Raw genomic sequence first — 17898 nt, 5'->3', positions numbered from 1 at the left:
TCGAGAGAAAATCAGCAATGAACGCCGCGCACCGGCTGGTCCGCGGCGACAGTCGGCCCCGAAGGGACGGCCCGCTCCGAAAACGCCGCCGGTGATTGCCGGCGGCACCGTCATATGGGCTAACGAATGCGGTTGTTTCCGTCAAAGGATTTACCATCAAAAAGAATTCCAGCGATCAATGGGTGTTTCAAAAACTCTCCTCCGTTAGATATCGGACAATCGATGCGCGCTGCCCGTGCAGGAAGAAATGGCCGCCAGGAAGCGTGCGCAGTGTGAAGCCTGCCCCGGCCAGCCGTTCCCACCCGGCGACCTCCTCCACCGTGGCCTCGGTGTCCTCCGTCCCGGCGAAGGCCAGGATCGGCACCGAAAGCGGCGGCGGATCGGGTTCGAGGAAGGCGTCCGACATGCCGAAGTCGGCCCGCAGCATGGGCAGCATCAGCGCCATCAGATCGTCGCAGGCCAGCACCTCGGGCGGTGTGCCGCCCAGCGCGGCGAGGCGGGTGCGGAAGGTCGCCTCGTCCAGCCCGTGGACGGGTGAACGCCGCGACGTCCGGTGCGGCGCCCGACGCCCCGACACCGCCAGAAGGACGGGCGGGCGGCCCAGCGCCACCAGAGCACGCGCGGTTGCATAGGCCAGCGCCGCGCCCAGCGAATGGCCAAACAGGATCAGCGGGCGGTTCCCCAGCGGTTCCAGCGCGGACAGCAGGGCGGGCAAGGCGTCCTCGACCCGATGCAGCGGCGGTTCGCCGATGCGGCTTTCCCGTCCTGGCAGGCGCACAGCCAGCAGGTCCGTGTCCGGCCCGACGTCCGACGCCCAGTCGCGGAAAACGGCGGCGCCGGCCCCGGCGTAGGGGAAGCAGACCAGGGTGCGACGCGGCGCCGACACCGGCCGGACGCTGTGCAGCCAGGGGGATGGGGTCGGGGCCATCACGCTGGTTCCAGTGCGAACAGGTGATGGTGGTCGTGGCCTTCCTCGATGCGGCCCTCGTTCATGTGATAGACGCGGTCGGCGAGGCCGAACCAGCGCTCGTCGTGGGTCACGCAGATCACGATCTTGCCCAACGCCTTCAGCTCCGGCAGCAGCTCCTCGTAGAAGACGCGGCGGAAATGCGGGTCCTGGTCGGCGGCCCATTCGTCCAGCACGATGACCGGCTTGTCCTCCAACTGCGCGACCACGAGGGCGAGGCGCTTGCGCTGGCCGGTGGACAGGGCGACGGTGCTGAAACAGCCGTTCGCGACCGTCACCTTGTCCTGCATCTCCAGCCGCTCCAGCAGGGCGCGGACGCGCGCCGGATCGGGGTCGTCCACGCCGTAGAGGCGGCGCGACAGGTGATAGTCGGAGAAGATGGCCGAGATCATGTCGCGGTAGCTCTGCATCCGCTCCGCCGGCACCGGCTCCCCGTCGGCGAGGAGCTGACCGCCGCTCAACGGCATCAGCCCGGTCAGCAGGCGCAGCATGGTCGATTTGCCGGAGCCGTTGCCGCCGGTGACGAAGGTGATCTCGCCCGCCCGGAATTCCGCCGACAATGGCCCGACCACGAAGACCGGCGCGCCCTCGCCGTCATGGTAGGCGAAGCTGGCGGCCTTCAACGCGACGCTGGCGGGAGGGCCGGGCAGCCGCTCCGCCCCCTCGTCCGGGGCGCTGCCGGCGGCGGCGCGCAGCCGCTCCTCCATCGCCTCGATGTTGGACAGGGCTATCTCGGTCTGGGCGACCAGCGGGGTGACGAAGGAGACGGTGCTGACCGGCCCGACGATGAACAGCGCCGCCGTGGTCGCCGCCACCACCACTTGGTGATAGCCGGTGGTGAACAGCGGCACGACGAAGACCATCATGCCGATCAGCGTGTAGAACATCGCCTCGACCAGCGCGAAGTTGCGGCCCCATCGCTCCTTCATGTCCACGTTCACCGCGCGCGCCCGGGACGAGGCGTCGGCGAGGTCGCGGATCAGCCCATCGCCGCGGCGGCGGTTCATCCGCACCTCCTTGAAGCCGCGCAACAGGTCGGTCAGCCCGTCGAAGACACGCGTCTCGGCCGCCGCGGCCTCCACCATGCTGCGGCGCAGGCGCTGCACCCGCGCGACCTTCACGGCCACGGCGATCCCGGCGAAGGCGAAGGCCATCACGCAGGCCAGCGGCGACAGCCAGGCCAGATAGACCGCCAGGAAGACCAGCATCACCGCCTGCTGCCCGCCGATCGCCAGAAGCGGCAGGGTCTGGGCCAGCGTCTGGGTGTCCTGGGTCAGCACGCCGTGCAGCGACGCCCGCCCGATGCGGTCCACGGTCATGAGGTCGGCGCGGCGCACCAGATCGAACAGGCGCAGGCGGATCTTGTGGATCAGCCGCTCGGCGTCCTGGGACGCGGTGACCAGCGCGTAATTGTGGGTCACCCCGAACAGCGTCACCGTGACCGCGTACATCACCAGAAGCCGCGGGCTGATGATGCCCTTGGCGGCGTCCTTGGCAGCGACGTCGACCAGCCAGAGCAGCGCCGCGGTTGCGATCGCCGACAGGACGTTCATCAGGGCGAGCGTGCGCAGATTCTCCGGAAGCTCGCGCAGGACGATGGTAGCCAGCCTCATGCCACGCCCTCCGCCGCGAGAGTCAGTTCGGTCAGGTGGCCTTCCTCCATGTGCAGGCGGCGATCGGCGACGTCGAAATAATGGTCGTCATGGGTCACCGCCACGATGGTCAGGCCGCGCCGCTTCAGCTCCGGCACGACCTCGCGATAGAACTTGAAGCGGAAATGCGGGTCCTGGTCGGCCGCCCATTCGTCGAGGATCAGGATCGGCGCCTTCTCCAGGATCGCCGCGACGAGACCCAGCCGCTTGCGCTGACCGGCGGACAGGTCGCGCCGCCCGAAGCGGTCGCCCTCCAGGGCGGTGACCCGCTCCATCTCCATCCAGCGCATCAGGTCGGCGGCCTCCACAGGGTTGATGGCGCCCTGGCCGTAGAGCCGGGCGAACAGGTGGAAGTCGGCGAAGACGGTCGCCATCAGCTCGCGGTAGGCGGCGATGCGCTGCGGCCCGACCGGCACGCCGTCCACCGCGATCCGTCCACGCAGCGGGTGGTAGAGGCCAGTCAGCAGCTTGATGAAGGTTGATTTTCCCGACCCGTTGCCGCCCGTGATGAAGATCACCTCGCCGCGCCGGATGGTCAGGTCGAAGGGACCGACCGCGAAGGGCGGCTCGCCCGGCGGGGCGGGGAAGGCGAACTCCACCCCCTCCATCCGCACTTCCGCGAAGTTGACCGGCACCGGCAGGGCGGGACCGTCGCTCCCGGCCTCCGCCAGTTCCGAAAGCTGACCCTCCAGGGCCATCATCCGCCCAGCGGCGGCCTCCGCGGCGCTCATCACCGCCAGGGATTGCATCAGTCCGAAGACCGGGGCCGACATGAAGAAGATGGCGGCGGTGATCTTCACCAGCTCCGCCGAGATGGCGCTGGAGTAGGACGGCACGACGAAGACGACCACGCCCAGCATCAGGTTGAAGGCACATTCGCCGAACACGAACTGCTGCCAGGTGTGCAGATGCACCGCGCCGCGCGCCGTGATGGTGCGGCCGGACACGGTGTCGAAGGCGGCGTTCAGGTCGCGGCTGCGGGCGCTGTTCAACCGCTGTTCCTTGAAGCCGTCGAACAGGTCCGACACGCCTTCGAACAGGGCGGCCTCCTCCGCCATCATGGCGCGCTGCCGTTCCTCCAGCGCGCGGCCCAGCCGGATGTAGAACCATGTCCCGGTGCCGAGCAGCCCGCCGATCAGCAGGAAGGCGACCGGCGAGATGGTGGCGATGTAGAGCAGGATCGTCCCGGTCAGCAGGACCGAGCGCACCGTCAGCGCCAGGAACTGCGAATTCTGCGAGATGAGCTGGCTGCTCTGCGTCACGCTTTCGAACAGCGGAGTCTGGCCGAAGCGTTCCAGCTTCCACAGGTCGGCGCGGCGGATCTGGTCGAGCAGCCGCATGCGCAGGCTGTCCACGACCTCCTCCGCGTCGGCCGACAGGTGGGCGACCATGCGGCCTTCCAGGAGCATGTAGAGGAGGACGCTGACGACGAAGGCGGCGGCCAGAGGCACGTTGACGAAGTCGGCCTTCTCCGCGGCGATTTCCTCCGCCCCGCGGTTGACCAGGGCGAGCACGAGCGTGGAGAAAAGGGCCGACCCCAGGGCGTAGAGAACCAGCCGGCGCAGTGGCGCCGGTCCCAGCCGTCTCAGCAGGCGGAGGAGGTTCATCGCGCCTGATCCTGCAGCGCGCCATTCTGCGACGCGCCATCGTCGATGCGGATGCGCAGCGCGTGACGGTCCGGGTCGGCGAAGGCGCCACGGCCGTGGAGCGCCTCGTGGTTGTTCATCGCCAGCAGGCTGTCGGACTCCATGAAGGTCTCCAGCCGCCGCGCCGGGTTGTCCAGCTCCGCCTGGAGAATGGCGAGCGCGCGGCGGACCTCCGGCGTGTCGTGCTCCGGACAGGCGGCCAGCCCGCGGCGCAGCGTGTCGGTGCGGAAGCGGATGAGCGGACGGTCGCCGAAGATGGTGGCGAAGGTCACCTCCACGGCGTCCCGCGACCCGGTGCGAGTGAAGGTGGCGGGGATGCGGAAGGGCAGCGCCGTTCGCGACAGTAGGTCGAGCGCCCAGCGCCCCTCGTCGCTGCCTGCCAGAGCCTCGCGGACGCAGCGGGCGTCGCGCAGGCTGGACCGCCCGCCGCCGCAGGCCGCCGCCCGGGCAAAATAGAGCAGCATGTGGCGTTCGGGGTTCGGGAAATACTGGGTGTCGGTGTGGAAGTCGGCCTCGTCGGCGTGCTCGGAGAAGGTGGAGGCGCCTCCGCTGCGGACCATCTCGGGGCGGACCTTGATGTCCCACACCACCTTGCGGTCGATCCGGTCGGTCGCGGTCGGTGCGCCGATGCCGACGGCCAGCGCGTAGAGCAGTCGGCGCCGGGTGTCCAGGTCGTGGCGGCCGAGATGGGCGCGGCGGATCAGCACGCCGCTGTGGCTGGTCTCCAGCCGGTCGCGGATCGCCGTGGCCAGGGCGGACAGGCCGGGCGCGGCCTCCGCCAGTTCGTCGCGCAGGTCGGCTTCCCGCCCGTCCGGGACGAGAGCGGCGGCGTCGGTCTCTACCCCGTGGCGGGCGGCCAGGACGGCGAGGACCCGCCCGGTCTCCGCGTCGGGCAGCGGCTCCACGGTGAACTCCCCGGTGCGGAAGCCGAGGTCGTGGACGTGGTTCAGCATGGTGGCTCCGGAGGCGTTCATCGGGAGAAAAGATCCGCGGCGGCGCGCAGCATGTCGGCCTGCCCGGCGCGGGGGACCGGCGGCCAGCCGAAGCCCATGCGGCCGAGCAGCGCTTGCGTGCGTTCGGAGGTCAGTTCCTGCCGCCGCCCACGCGCCTGGGGGGAGCGCCCACTGTAGAGCCCGAAGCCCTCCAGCGTCTGGGCCAGGGCGCCGTCCATGTCGGGTTCGCCGATGGCGCGCTCCAGCCGGTCGAGCAGCGCGTCGAAGCCGACCGCCTGCACAGCACCCGCCATGCCCGCCGCCGAGGTGACGAAGTCGGCCAGCGTGTCGCGGCGGTGGTTCTCAACGTGATGCGTCTCGTTGGCGAGGCCGGCGGCACCGGCCAGCAGAGCCACTGCGCGGGCCACGCGATCGACGTGGCACAGCCAGACGTGCGAATCGTCGGGCACCACCCCCAGCCGCACGAAGGCGGCCAATTGCCGGAAGAAGGCGTTGTCCCGCAGGTTCAACTGCAGTGGCCCGCCCTCCGCCGCGAAGACGACGTTGCCGACGCGGTGGATGCTGGCGTTGCGCAGATCGCCGCGCGCCGCCGTGACCAGCCGCTCCGCCTCCTGCTTGCTGCGGACGTAGTAGTTTTCGTCGAGCGTCTCCGGCACCGCGTCGTACTCGGTTACCAGTTTGAAGCCATCCTCCGGCGCCTTGCCGGTGACCGACAGGGTGGAGATCAGGTGGAAGTCCGCCGGGTCGCCTCGCCGCGCGGTGGCGAGGTCGAGGAGCCGGCGCGTCGCCTCCACATTGTCGGCGTGGAATTCCGCGTAGTGGCCGAAATGGTTGACGTTGGCCGCGCAGTGGAAGACCGCCCGCACCCCATCCGCCAGCGCGCCGTGCACCGTGGGGGTGAGGCCCAGCCCGTCGCGCCGCAGGTCCCCGGCCCGGACGGTCAGCCGCGGATCGCCGATCAGCGCCGCCCCGCCCGCCGCTCCGAAATAGCCGGCCAGCACGCGGCCCAGCCGCGCACGGGCGGCCCCGTCGTTACCCCCGCGCACCAGTGCGGTCACCCGCCGCGCCGGGTCGAACAGAAGTTCCCGCAGCAGGTAGGCGCCGAGATAGCCGGTGGCGCCGGTCAGCAGCACATTGCCATAATCGCGCCGTTCCGCCCCGTCGAAGGCGTCGTAGGCCGCGTTCCGCGCCTCGTAGATTTGCTGCTGCTCGGCCAGCGCCCGGTCGCGGGCGGCGTCGAAGGTGGGAAGGGTCGCCTGATAGTCCCGCCAGTGGGTGCGGACGGCGGCGATGACGCGGTGCAGATGGTCCGGCTGGGGCCGGAGGCGCAGCGCGAAGTCGGCGAGCACCGGGGCCTCGTAGAGGTCGTTGATCCTGCAGGCGAATTCGCGGCGCAGGCGATTGACCACGGCGATCGCCCGCAGGCTGTCGCCGCCCAGTTCGAAGAAGCCGGCCTCCCGCCCCGGAACGGGCCGCTGAAGCTGCTCCGCCCACAGCTCTGCCACCCGCTGCTCCACCGCGTTGCGCGGCGGGGTGTAGGCGCCGGAGGCCGTGCCTTCGGAGGGCGCATGGTCGGCCAACGCCTGCAGCAGGGCCTTGCGGTCCACCTTGCCGGCCACCGTCACCGGGATCGCCGGCACCCGGATCACCGCTGCCGGCACCATGTAGGCGGGCAGCGCCGCCGCCGCATGGGCGGCCCAGGCGGCTTGCGTCGGCTCCGCGGCGTCGGGGGCGAGGCTGACGAAGGCCCACAGCGTCTGGGCACCGCCCGGCGGCGTGTCCACCAGGGCCACCGCCTGCTGCACGCCGGGATAGGCTTCCAGACGGTGCTCGATCTCGCCCAGCTCCACGCGCTGGCCGCGCAGCTTCACCTGGCTGTCGGAGCGTCCAAGAACCAGAAGCTCGCCGTTGGGCAGCCAGCGGCCGAGGTCGCCGGTGCGGTAGCGGCGGCCCTTCGCCGTCTCGACGAAGGCGGCGGCGGTCAGATCGGGCCGGTTCAGGTAGCCGATGGCCAGCCCCAGGCCGCTCAGCCAGACATGGCCGATGGCGCCGGGGGGCACCGGCTCGCCAACCTCGTCCAGGATGTGGATGGCGGTGTTGGGCAGCGGGCGCCCGGCGCTCATCCACGGCGAGTCCGGGTGCAGGATGCCGATGCTGGCGGCGGCGGTGTTCTCGGTCGGGCCGTAGCCGTTGATGTAGCGCAGCCGCGCCGCGTAGTGCAGGGCATCGGCGGCGTTGGGCGGCTCGCCCACCGTCATCAGGATGCGCAGGGTCGGCAGGTCCGCCTGCTCGAACAGCCGCAGGTAGGAGGGCGGCAAGGTGGCGGAGGTGACGCCCAGCCGTTCCATCTTGGCGCGCAGCCCGGCGGTGTCGTCCATCTCGGCGCGGCGGATCGGAACCAGCGCGCCGCCGATCGCCCAGGTCATCACGGAATCGGAGATCCAGGCGTCGAAGGAGGGGGAGGAGCTGAGAAGCGTCCGTTCGTCCGGCTGGACGCCCATCATCCGCGCCATCGACAGGCCGAGGTTCAGCAGCCCGCCATGATGCAGCACGACCCCCTTCGGCACCCCGGTGGATCCCGAGGTGTGGATGATGTAGGCGGGATCGCCGGGATGGCTGCGTTCTCCGGCCTCGGGCTCATGGGCGTGGGCGGCGCGGAACTCCTCGGCCAAGGATTCCGGGCGGAGGACGGCGTATCCGGCCTGCGCCAGCGCGTCGGGCAGGGAATGGCCGTCCAGCGCCACGACTGAGCGGATGGCCGCGTCGCGGGCAATGAAGGCCAAGCGTTCCGCCGGCAGGTCGCGGGTCAGCGGCAGATAGGCGGCCCCGGCCTTCCAGATCGCCAGCACCGCTTCCGGCAGGGCGGGCGAACGCTCCGTCAGGACGCCGACCGCGTCGCCGGTCCGCACGCCCTGCGCCAGCAGCGCGTGGGCCAGCGCGTTGGCGCGGGCGTTCATCGCGGCGTAGCTGACCGCCCCGTCGTCGGTGATGAGGGCTGGGCGGTCCGGCTGCGAGCGCGCCAGCGCGGCGAACCGGTGGTGGAAGCAGGGAGCCGGATGCGGCATCGCCGGGCCGTGTTCCCACGCGGCGAGCAGCGTTTCCTCGTCCGGCAGCAGGGCGGGCAGCGGGTCGCCCGGCACCCGTTCCGGATCGGCCAGCCGCCGCGCCCAGCCGGCCAGCGCCGCGGTCCAGGCCTGCGCGGTTTCCCGCTCGTAGAGGGCGGCGTTGGCGTAGAGCTGGAGGACCAGCCCGCCGTCCGCCTGCCCCTCATGGACCAGGACGAGGTCCTGGGCGGGGGCGCAGCGGCGCAGCTCGTACCGGATGCCGTCGCCGTCGAACGTGTCGACGGCCGCGAAGCAGAGCGCGTCGCCCCGCGGGGCGGGCATCGCCGGATTCTCCGTCACCGCCAGATCGAACAGCGGGTAGCGGGCCGGGTGATGCGCCTGCGGTTGGCTGCGGCGGAACTCCTGGTGGATGCGGGCGAAGGGCTGGCGGCCATGGCGCAAGGCTTCTGCCAGACGGCTTTGGGTGGCCTTGACCGCCTGTTCCAGCGGCTCGCTCCGGTCCACCCGGAAGGGCACCGGCAGCATGTTGACATAGTAGCCGACGACGCCCGCCTCCTCCGCCGTTTCGCGGGTGGAGGCGGCGGTGCCCATCAGGAACGCCGCCCGGCCGGTGCGGCGCCGCACCTCGCGCGCCATCAGCGTCATCATCAGGGCGTGCAGGCTGGCGCCGTTGCGCCGGGCGATGGCACGCAACGCCTCCGCCACGTCGGGGGCGAGGCGTACGCGGTGGCAATGGCTTCCCTTGGCCGTCTCCGCGCTGCGCACCGGCGGACGAGGGGTGTCGAGCGGCCACTCCTCGAAGGCGGCGGGGTCGATTCCGGCGAGCAGGCGCCGCCAATGCTCCGCGTCCACCCGGGCGGTCTCGCCGACGAGATAGTTTTCCTCCCGGGCGGCGGAGCGGCCGAAGCCGGGCGCGCAGTCGGGCAGGGACACCCCGCGCAACAGTGCTGCGAGGTCGTCGGCCAGCAGGCCGAGCGACAGGCCGTCGCCGATGGAATGGTGCAGCGCCAGCCAGAACAGGGCGCCGCTGCCGTCCGCCACCCGCACCAGCCCGGCCCGCCACAGCGGCGGAGCGGCCATGGCGAAGGGCGCTGTCTGGCAGGCCCGGATGAAGTCCAGCGCGGCGGTTCGGTCGGGGGCTGTCCCAATCTCCAGAGCGTCGGTCATGGGATGGACGACGCGGCGGAGCGTGCCACCTTCATCCTCGTGGAAGCCGGTACGCAGTGCCTCGTGCCGTTCGGCCAGGGTGGTCCAGGCGGCTTGCCAGCGGTCGTCGGCCGGGACGTCGCCTTCCACGACCAGTGTCAGGGGGATGTTGAAGCCGCGGGTGTCCAGCCCGGCCTGCTCGGCCACCCAGAACTCACGCTGACCTTCGGTCGCGCGGTCGGATTCGGCATCGGATGGGAATTCCGTGGGAATGGCGGCGGTGAGGCGGGCGGCGAAGCCGCGCAGGGTCGGCTCGGTGAACAGGTCGCGGGCGGAGACCGGGCACCCCAGCTCTGTCTCCAGCGCGTGGGCGATGGCGATGGCGAGCAGGCTGTGGCCGCCGAGCGCGAAGAAATTGTCGTCGCGCCAGACCGGGCCGCGGCCCAACCGCTCCGCCCAGATGCGGGCAACGGTCTCCTCAAGCCGGCCCTGCGGCGCCATCTGCGCACCCTGCGGGGCGTGACCGGCGATCAGCCCTAGCAGGGCCGCGCGGTCCACCTTGCCGGACGCCGTGACCGGCACCATCTCCACCGCGATCAGCCCGGACGGGATCATCACCGCGGGCAGCCGTTCGGCCAGCCAGCCGCGCCAGGACTCCTCGGCCGGGACCGGCGTGCCGGGGATGGGGCGGACGAAGGCCCACAGGCTCTGTGCGACGCCGGCCCTGCCCTGCACCAGGGCCACCGCCTGCGCAACGTCGGGGTGGGCGCCCAGCGCCTGTTCGATCTCGCCGAGTTCGATGCGGATGCCGTTCAGCTTCACCTGATCGTCGATGCGGCCCAGCACCTCCAGCTCCCCGTTGGCGCGCCAGCGCCCGAGGTCGCCGGAGCGGTAGAGCCGTCCAGCGCCCGTCCCGACGAAGGCCGCCGCCTCTTGCTCCGGGCGGTTCAGATAGCCGCGGGCGAGGTTGGCGCCGCCCAGCCAGATCTCCCCCACCGCCCCCGGCGGCACCGGGCGGCCCGCCGCGTCGCGGATATAAACCGACGTGTTGGGCAGCGGGCGCCCGACGGGCAGGAAGCCCCGGTCCTCCGCGCCCAACAACCCCATGGCGCTGGTGATGGTGTTCTCGGTCGGGCCGTAGGCATTGTAATAGCGCAACCGCCCGGCGTAGGCGCGCACGTCCGCCGCCAAGGGCGCCTCGCCCCCGGTCACCAGGATGCGCAGCGAGGGCAGCTCCGCCCCGTCGAACAGGCGCAGATAGGTCGGGGTGAGGTCGGCGACGGTCACCCGCTGCTCTGCCAGGAAGGCCATCAGGCGAGCCGGCGCGCTCAGCACCGCGTACGGAACCGCGCAGAGCGTCGCCCCGGCGGCCAGCGGCACGCCGATGTCCGACAGCGACACGTCGAAGGACGGCGAGGCGAACATCAATGTCCGGTCCGCGGCGGTCAGGCCGAAGGTCTCGACGGCGCCCAAGACCATGTTCACATAGGCGCCGTGGCTGACCGGCGTGCCCTTGGGCCGACCGGTGGAGCCTGAGGTGTAGAGGATGTAAGCGGTGTCCTCCGGCCCCGTCGCGGCTTGCTGACGATGGGCGTGGGCGGTGCGGAAATCGGCGGAGAGATCCTCCGGACGCAGAAGCGGCAGGGCCAACAGCGCCTCGGGCACCGCCGCTCCGTCCAGCGCCAGCAGCAGGGCCGCCCCGGCGTCTTCGGCGATGAAGGCCAGCCGTTCCGCCGGCAGGTCGGCGGCGAGCGGCAGATACACGGCGCCCGCCTTCCACACGCCGAGAAGCGCGGCGGGCAGGTTGGGCGAGCGGCCGGTCAGCACGCCGACCACGCTGCCGCGCTCCGCCCCGCGCTCCTTCAGGGCGTGGGCGATGGCGTTGGCCTCCGCCTCGACGGCGCGGTAGGTCAGAACCCGGTCGGCGGCGATGACCGCCGGACGCCCGCCCTGGCCGGTGCCGGGCCGGTCGATCAACCGCTCGAACAGCGCGTGGAAGGGCAGCGCCGGGCGCTCCACCGCCGGGCCGTGCTCCCACGCCGCGAGGATCGTCTCCTCTTCCGGCAGCAGGGCGGGCGGCGTTGCCTCGGCGCGGGCGGTATCGTTCCCCAGCCAGCGCGCCCAGCCGGCCAGCGCGTCGAACCAGCGCTCTGCCGTGTCCTTGGCGTAGAGCGCGGCGTTGACGTGCCATTGCAGCAGCAGCCCGCCGTCGGCCAGCCCTTCATGGATCAGCACCATGTCCTGGCCCGGCGAATGGCCGGTGCGTTCATAGGCCAGCCCGTCGCCATCGGGGCGGACGAGGCGCAGCGCGCCGGGGACGGGGCCGGCTTGCGGGTTTTCCGTCACCGCGATGTCGAACAGCGGGTAGCGGGCCGGGTCGCGCTGCTGCGGGCGATCCGCCCAGAAGCCGTGGCAGATCCGCGCGAAGGGCAGGCGGGCGTGTTGCAGCGCTCCAGCCAGAGCCGCCTGGGTGGCGCGCAACTCCGCTGCGAAAGGCAGCCCGGCAGCGGGCCGGAGGGCCAGCGGCAACATATTCACGCCGTAACCGACGACCCGCGCATCCTCGGCGGTTTCCCGGATGTCGCCGGTGGTGCCGATGGTGACGGCGCCGCGCCCGGTGCGCCGCCGCACCTCGCGCGCCAGCAGGGTCAGCAGCACGGCGTGCAGGCTGGCCTCGTGCCGACGGGCAACGGCCTTCAGCCCCGCGGCGGTGGCCGGGTCCAACCGCAGCTCGAAGCGGTGGCTGCCCGGTGCGACCCCGGCAGCGCGCGGCGTGTCGAGCGGCCAGTCGTCGAACGCCTCGGCGGGCAGGGCGGACAGGTGCTGCCCCCAATAGGCCTCGTCCGCCGCGCGGTCCGGGCCATCCAGATAGCGACGCTCGCGGGCGGCCATGGCGGCGTTGCTGGTGGGCGAGGGTGGCAGGCGCTCACCCGCCAGCAACGCGGTCAATTCCTCCAGCAGGATGCCGACCGAGCGCCCGTCGCCGATGGAATGATGCATCGCCATCCAGAACAGCGGCGCACCGCCGTCCGCCAGCGTCACCAGCCCAGCGCGCCACAGCGGCGCGGTCGCCATAGCGAAGGGCTCACCCTGGCGGGCGCGGATGTGGGCGAGAGCCGCGGCGCGGTCGGGTTGCTTGGACAGTTCCGGAGTGACGTCGATGGTGGGGCTGATGCAGCGGCGCAGCCGTCCTTCGGCGTCCTCGGCGAAGGTCGTGCGCAGCGCCTCGTGCCGCTCGGCGAGCGCCGTCCAGGCGTCCGACCAGCGGGCCGCGTCCGGAAACTCCCCCTCCACGGTGCGGATCACCGGGATGATGAAGGGCCGCGTGTCCAGCCCCGCCGCCTCGGCCACCCAGAACTCGCGCTCCCCTTCGGTGGCGAGGTCGGATTCGTCGGCCTGAGGCGCTTCCGCGTCGCGCAGCTCCGCCACCTTGCGGGCGAAGCCGGCCAGGGTCGGGGCGGCGAACAGGGCGCGCGCCGGAACGGCCACACCCAGGTCCTGGGAAAGCCGGTGCGCAATGGTCACCGCCAGCAGGCTGTTGCCGCCGAGCGCGAAGAAATTGTCGCCGCGCGCGACCTCCTCGCCCAGCAGACCGCCCCACAGGGCGGCAATCCGGCTTTCAAGCCCGTCCAGCGGTGCCTGCCGCTCCGCCCTGGCGGCGTGGCCATCGGAATGGGAATGGGCAAGGCGGAGCAGGGCGTCACGGTCAATCTTGCCCGCCGGTGTCAGGGGGACGCTGTCCACCGCCGTCACGTTGGCCGGCACCATGAAGGCGGGCAGGCGGTCCGCCAGGAAGGCGCGCCACGCCTCCTCGTCGGGCAGGGTGGCGCCGTCCTTGGCACGGACGAATGCGCGCAGGGCCTTGGTGCCCTCCGCCACGGCGTCCACCAGGACGACCGCCTGCGCGGCGGCAGGGTGGGCCAGCAGGTCCTGCTCGATCTCGGCAAGCTCGACGCGCTGGCCGTGCAGCTTCACCTGATGGTCGATACGTCCGCACAGGACCAGTTGACCGTCCGCCGTCCAGCGGCCCAGATCGCCGGTGCGGTAGAATCGGCCTTCCGCTGTCTCGGCGAAGGCGCGCGCGGTCAGTTCCGGGTTGTTGAGGTAGCCGCGGGCGAGGCCCAACCCGCCCAGCCACACTTCTCCCGGCAGGCCCGGAGGAACCGGCGCACCGTCCGGACGACGCAGCGTGACGCGGCAATTGGGCAGTGGGCGCCCGGCGGGCACCGGCCCGCCGCGTCCGCTGTCGGGTAGGATGCGGCCCATGGACGCGAGGATGCTGGCCTCCGTCGGGCCATAGGCGTTCCAGAAGGCGAGATCGGCGGCGTGGTGGCGGGCATCGTCGGCGTTCGGCGCCTCTCCGCCGGTCAGCAGGACACGCAGGCCGCGGAAAGGCTTCTCCTGGCTGACCCGCAGGTAGGAGGGGGCGTGGAAGGCCACGGTGACGCCCAGCGCCGCGTAGGCGTCCTTCAGCGCCCAGGGGTCGTCGCGCTGGTCCGGCGGCACGGGAACCAGCGCCATCCCATGCAGCAGAGCCAGCCCGAGTTCCCACAGCGAGGCGTCGAATCCCGGCGTCGCCGCCAGCGCCATGCGGTCGTCCGCCCGCAGGCCGACCGTCTCCCCGGTCGCAAGCGCGGCGTTGATGAAGCCATCGTGCCGGACCGCCACGCCCTTCGGATGCCCGGTGGTGCCGGAGGTGTAGATGATATAGGCGAGGTCGTCCGGCGCCCCAGCCACGGCGGTCGGTGTGGCGGAGCCTTCGAGGATGTCCGAGCGGATCAGCGTCGGCACGGCTTCGGCCAGGGCGGACGGGACGGGCTGGCCGTCCAGCGCAATCAGCAACCGGATGCCGGCGTCGCGGACCATGTAGGCCATGCGCTCCGGCGGCAAGTCGTGGGCCAGCGGAAGATAGGCCGCCCCAGCCTTCCAGATTCCGAGCACCGCCGCAGGCAGGCTTGGCGAGCAGCCGGTCAGCACCGCCACGGGCTCCTGCCGCGCCACACCGCAGCGCAGCAGGGCGGCGGCGATCCGGTCGGCGTCCCGGTTCAGGTCGCCATAGGTCTGCACGCCGCTGAGGGTGACCACGGCGGGGCGGTCTGGATTGCGGGCGGCGATCTCCTCGAACAGCTCATGGGCGCGGCGGGCCGGGCGCGGGCGCTCCTCGCCGTGCTCCCAGCGGTCGAGAAGGGCCGTCTCCTCCGGGAGCAGCGCGGGCAGCGGGGATTCCACCCGTGCCGGGTCGGCGGCCAGCCAGCGCGCCCAGGCGGCGAAGCCAGCCAGCCAGGAGCGCGCGGTGGCTTCCGTATAGACATCCGGGTTCCACAGCAGCGCCAGTTCCAGTCCTTCGCCGTCCTCCGCCGTCACCGGCTCGTGGCTGAAGGCGAGGTCGAGGCCGGCGGCGGGGTGGGCGAGCGCGCCGGGCAAGCGGCGTGGGGACAGCGACAGGCCGCTGGCCGGATCGGCGCTGGTTCGCGGAGGGTTGGCGGTCAGCGCCACCGAGAAGAGGTTGGGGCGGGCTGGCGGCAGCGCGTCGGGCCGGCGCTGGCGGAACTCCCGCTGGATCAGGTTGGCGGGCAGACCGGCGTGTCCGACTGCCTCCGTCAGCGCCTCCTGGGCGGCGCGAATCTGTCCGGCCAGTGCCGCCGCAGCGCCGGGCAGGACGACCGGCACAAGATTGACGAAATGCCCAACGGTGTCCTCTGCACCCGCCGGGCGCAGCGAAACGCCGGTACCCAGGATCAGGTCGCTCCGTCCGCCACGCCGCCGCACCTCGGCCGCCAGGATCGCCAGCAGCAGCCCGTGCAGACCGACGGCCTGCGCCTTCGCGATGGCGGCGAGGGCCGTGGTGGTCGCGGCGTCCAGCCGCTCCGCCAGGGGTGGGGTGGGGTGCCCGCCGGGCGTGGTGGGGCGGGGTTGGTCGAGCGGAAGCTCCTCGAACGCCTCCGACGGCAGGGCGTCCAGCTTGGCGTTCCAGAAGGCGCGGTCCTGCGCCGCCCCGTCGGAACGGAGGTGGGGCGTCTCGTCCCGCGTGGCCAGCGCGATGCCGTGCGGCGCCGGCGACAGGGCGTGGCCAAGCAGCAGGGCCAGGACATCCTCCTGCACGGTGCGGGCGGATTGGCCGTCCACCACGGCATGATGCAGCACGAACCAGAACAGCGTTTCGTTGCCGGATTCGACGAGCATCAGTCCGGCGCGGGCCAGCGGCGCCTGGGTCAGGGCGAAGGGCGTCTCGGCGTAGCCGGCGATCAGTTCCCGCGCCTCCTCCGGAACGTGGCAGCGGTCGATGGAAAAGCCGGCAGAGGGCGGCAGGGCGGTGGCGGGAACCGTGCGCCAGCCCACCCGCCCTTCGGTGTCGGCGTGGAAGGCGGTGCGCAAGGCGGGGTGACGCTCCAGCAGGGCGGCCCAGGCGGCGCGCCAGCGCTCCACCTCCGGAACCGGGCCGCGCACCGACAGGACGCGCACGACGTGCGATCCGGCGGCGGCGAGGCCGAGCTTGGCGGCGACCCAGAAATCCTCCTGTCCGGCGGTGGCAGGACCTTCGCTCAGGTCCGGCGGGCCAGTGTCCTCGTCGTTCCGCCCCGCGATTCGGCGGGCCAACGCCTCCACCGTCTGGGAAGCCAGGATTACCGGCACCGTCACCGGATGGCCGAGCGCGTGCAGGCGCTGCCCCACCGCGATGGCGAGCAGGCTGGTGCCGCCGATGGCGAAGAACGGGTCGTCCCGCATCACCGGACGGGTGTCCAGAACCTCTTCCCAGACCGAGGCAATGGCCCGCTCCAGATCGCCTTGCGGCGGCGTTCCGCCCGTGCCGCGCGCGGCGGTCAATGCCTTTTTGGCGAGCGCCAGCAGGGCGCGGCGGTCGGTCTTGCCGGCGGAGCTGATCGGCATCCGCGCCACGGCCTTCACCTGCGCGGGCACCATATAGGCAGGCAGGCTGCGGGCGAGGAAGGCGCGCCAGTCTTCCGACTGCGCCGCCTCCGGATCGGCGCTCTCGACGATGGCGGTCAGGCGGCCCTGGTGTTGAAGGGCGGCAGCGCGACTGACCAGCGGGTGGCGCAGCAATGTGCGCTCGATCTCACCCAGCGACACCGACTGGCCGGACACCTTCACCATGTCGTCGGCGCGGCCCAGCGTCTCCAGGTCGCCGTCTTCGTTCCAGCGCCCCAGATCGTGCGTGCGGTAGGCGCGGCCGAAGCGCGTCTCGACGAAATTCTCCGCCGACAGTTCGGGCTGGTTCAGGTAGCCGCGCGAGACGCCGCGCCCGACGACGTGGATCTCCCCGACCGCGCCGTCAGGGACCTCGTTGCCGTGGCGGTCGAGCAAATGGACGGCGTTGTTGGTGAAGGGCCGTCCGCTGGGCAGCGGGCCGTCGCCGTCCGGATTCACCTTGTGCATGCAGATGGTGCCGCAGACCTCGGTGGCGCCGTGCATGTTCCAATAGTCGAGGTGGCGGGCGTAATGCCGCGCGTCGTCGGGGTTCGGCCGCTCCCCGGCCGTCAGGATCATGCGCAGCCCGGCCGGCACCGCCCCGCGCAGAAGCCGCAGGTAGGAGGGGGTGAAAAGGGCGATGGTCACGCCCAGCCGGGCCATATGATCGAGCAGCCGCGTCGGATCGTCGATCAGCGCGCGCGAGGCCGGGACATAGGCGGCCCCGGAGAGCAGCGGCAGGCACAGCTCCCGAAAACCCAGGATGAAGCCAGGGGAGGTGGACAGCAGCACCCGGTCACCCGGCCCGACATCCTGCGCTTCCGTGTGGCCGAGCGCCAGATTCACGCAGGCGTCGTGCTGGATCAGCACGCCCTTCGGCTGGCCGGTGGAACCGGAGGTGAAAAGGATGACCGCCAGTGCATTCGCCGGACCGGACCGGTCCGGGCGCTCCGCGGACTTGGCGAGGCTGGCGCCGTCCAGGGATTCGGGGCGCAGGACGGCCTGCGGTCGTTCCGTGTTGCCATTGGCGGCCAGGGCATCGGCCAGCGCGTCCGGTATAGGCAGCACGTCGAGGGCGATCAGCAGCCGCATCCCCGCTTGACGCGCCATGTTCGCCAGCCGCTCCGGCGGCAGGTCGGCGACCATCGGCACATAGACGCCGCCCGCCTTGAGAATGCCGAGGAACGCTCGCGGCAGATCGCCCGATCGCTCCGCCAGAACGCCGACCGGCTCCTCCCTGCCCAGCCCCAGCGCCAGCAGCGCGTGGGCCAGCGCGTTGGCCGCCGCGTCCAGCCCGGCATAGTCGAGGATGCCGGCCTCCGTCACCACCGCCGGAGCGGTGGGATGCCGCTCGGCAAGCCGTTCGAATCCTTCGTGCAGACGAAGATCGGGCCAGATTTTGACCGGTCCGAAACTGTTGGACAGATGAAGGCGGTCGTTGGGGAGGTGCGGCGTGGTGTCGGGCATCGAAGTCCCCACAAATCCTTCGGCGTTGCAATGATCCGACGGGAAAATTCGCGACGAATTTTTACAAAAACGTCA

At 71.7% G+C, this 17898-nt stretch carries 5 protein-coding genes; all 5 read right to left on the bottom strand.

Annotation, left to right across the window (positions count from 1 at the left end; all coding sequences use genetic code 11):
• Window positions 1-187: 187 nt before the first annotated feature.
• The 5 genes from ACWPXE_RS02160 to ACWPXE_RS02140 are packed head-to-tail and all read right to left on the bottom strand — an operon-like array spanning window position 188 to window position 17823.
• Entirely contained in the window at window positions 188-928 is a 741-nt protein-coding gene (locus tag ACWPXE_RS02160; protein ID WP_454016501.1) for a thioesterase II family protein, read from the bottom strand.
• On the bottom strand, window positions 928-2580 hold the full coding sequence (locus tag ACWPXE_RS02155; protein ID WP_454016500.1) for a cyclic peptide export ABC transporter: 1653 nt from the start codon (window positions 2578-2580) through the stop codon (window positions 928-930). The genes ACWPXE_RS02160 and ACWPXE_RS02155 overlap by 1 nt, the downstream gene beginning before the upstream one ends.
• Complete coding sequence (locus tag ACWPXE_RS02150; protein ID WP_454016499.1) at window positions 2577-4226, bottom strand: ATP-binding cassette domain-containing protein; 1650 nt, start codon at window positions 4224-4226, stop codon at window positions 2577-2579. The genes ACWPXE_RS02155 and ACWPXE_RS02150 overlap by 4 nt, the downstream gene beginning before the upstream one ends.
• On the bottom strand, window positions 4223-5239 hold the full coding sequence (locus ACWPXE_RS02145) for a TauD/TfdA family dioxygenase (RefSeq protein ID WP_454016498.1): 1017 nt from the start codon (window positions 5237-5239) through the stop codon (window positions 4223-4225). The genes ACWPXE_RS02150 and ACWPXE_RS02145 overlap by 4 nt, the downstream gene beginning before the upstream one ends.
• Complete coding sequence (locus tag ACWPXE_RS02140) at window positions 5236-17823, bottom strand: amino acid adenylation domain-containing protein (protein WP_454016497.1); 12588 nt, start codon at window positions 17821-17823, stop codon at window positions 5236-5238. The genes ACWPXE_RS02145 and ACWPXE_RS02140 overlap by 4 nt, the downstream gene beginning before the upstream one ends.
• Window positions 17824-17898 lie beyond the last annotated feature (75 nt).

It is taken from the genome of Azospirillum sp. Marseille-Q6669 (assembly GCF_965111635.1).
Note: the sequence above shows the minus strand (reverse complement) of the source record. Positions and strands in the feature narration are given on the sequence as shown.

Coding starts and splice junctions, on each gene's coding strand:
- ACWPXE_RS02150 (WP_454016499.1), bottom strand. CDS start 4,226: ATGAACCTCCTCCGCCTGCTGAGACGGCTGGGACCGGCGCCACTGCGC.
- ACWPXE_RS02145 (WP_454016498.1), bottom strand. CDS start 5,239: ATGAACGCCTCCGGAGCCACCATGCTGAACCACGTCCACGACCTCGGC.
- ACWPXE_RS02155 (WP_454016500.1), bottom strand. CDS start 2,580: ATGAGGCTGGCTACCATCGTCCTGCGCGAGCTTCCGGAGAATCTGCGC.
- ACWPXE_RS02160 (WP_454016501.1), bottom strand. CDS start 928: ATGGCCCCGACCCCATCCCCCTGGCTGCACAGCGTCCGGCCGGTGTCG.
- ACWPXE_RS02140 (WP_454016497.1), bottom strand. CDS start 17,823: ATGCCCGACACCACGCCGCACCTCCCCAACGACCGCCTTCATCTGTCC.